The organism is Phyllobacterium sp. SL163 (assembly GCF_049896885.1).
Taxonomy (GTDB): domain Bacteria; phylum Pseudomonadota; class Alphaproteobacteria; order Rhizobiales; family Rhizobiaceae; genus Phyllobacterium; species Phyllobacterium calauticae.
Map to the genome: position 1 here is coordinate 1 of NZ_JAFCVE010000021.1, position 1205 is coordinate 1205.

The 1205-nt window shown below is 60.2% G+C and carries 1 protein-coding gene; it reads right to left on the bottom strand.

Going from position 1 to position 1205, the window contains the following annotated elements:
- Positions 1–1205: peptide ABC transporter substrate-binding protein (locus ACP7B1_RS24540; RefSeq protein WP_426137402.1), on the bottom strand; the 1205-nt coding region annotated here is incomplete at both ends.

Below are 1205 nucleotides of genomic sequence, written 5' to 3' on the forward strand. Positions count from 1 at the left end.
TTCTTGACCAGGGCATCGAAGTCCGGATTGTTCCAGCGACCATAATTGAAGGTGGTGTTAGTGCTCAGATTGATCACCATGAAGTTCTCGGCATCGGCATAATCCGCGGTCCAGCCGGCCCGCGCCACGTTGAACTTGCCGCCCTCCTTCAGATAGGCGTAGTGGGCGCTGATATCGTTCTGCAGCAGCGTCACATTGGCGCCGAAGGCCTTTTTCCACATATCGGCAACGGCGATGGCGACCCGTTCGTGATTGGGATTGGTGTTGTAGCGGATCTCGATGGTGAGCGGCTTGCCGCCCGCGCCATAGCCCGCCTCCTTCATCAGCGCGACCGCCTTGTCGTCGCGGTCGAGCTGCGACATGTCGGCAAAATCGGGCTTGGCCGGTTCGCCGTAATTGGCAATGCCAAGCGGCACGAGCGAATAGGCCGGCAGCTGCGCACCCTTGTAGATTTCATTCGACAGGAAGTCGCGGTCGATCGCCATGGACAGCGCCCGGCGCACGCGCACGTCGCTGAACGGTTCGACGCGGGTGTCGAAGGAATAGAAATAGGTCGACAGCGCCGGGGTGATGCGCACCTGATCGCCCATGGATGCACGCAGGCGCTCGATCTGGTCGGCCGAGAAATTATAGACGAGGTCCATTTCCCTGGCCTCGAAGCGGCGCACGGCGGCCGCCTGATCCTCGGTCGGATAGAAGATGACCTTGTCGAGTTTGACATCGGCCGCACCCCAGTAATCAGGGTTCCTGGCGGCGGTCAGGTGATCGTTCTGCACGTGTTCGACAAGCTCGAAGGCGCCGTTGGAGACGAGTTTGCCCGGTTTGATGAACTCGGCCCCGTTCTTTTCAAGGCTTGCCCTGTTGACCGGCAGGGCGGTCTGGTGCGCCAGCAGTTCAACAAAGAACGGCGTGGCGCGCTCCAGGGTGATTTCGAGCGTCTTGGCATCAATCGCCTTCATGCCGATCTGGTCGACAGGCAGTTCACCTTTGTTGATCTTCTCGGCATTCTTGATGGGGTAGAGCATGTTGGCATAGCCGGCGGCTGTCTTCGGCTCTTCGACACGCTTGAAGGAGAAAATGAAATCGTCCGCGGTGACGGGCGAGCCGTCCGACCAGTTGGCATTGGCGCGGATTTTGAAGGTATAGACCGTGCCGTCGTCGGAGACAGTCCAGCTCTCGGCCGCGCCCGGCACGATCTTGCCGGC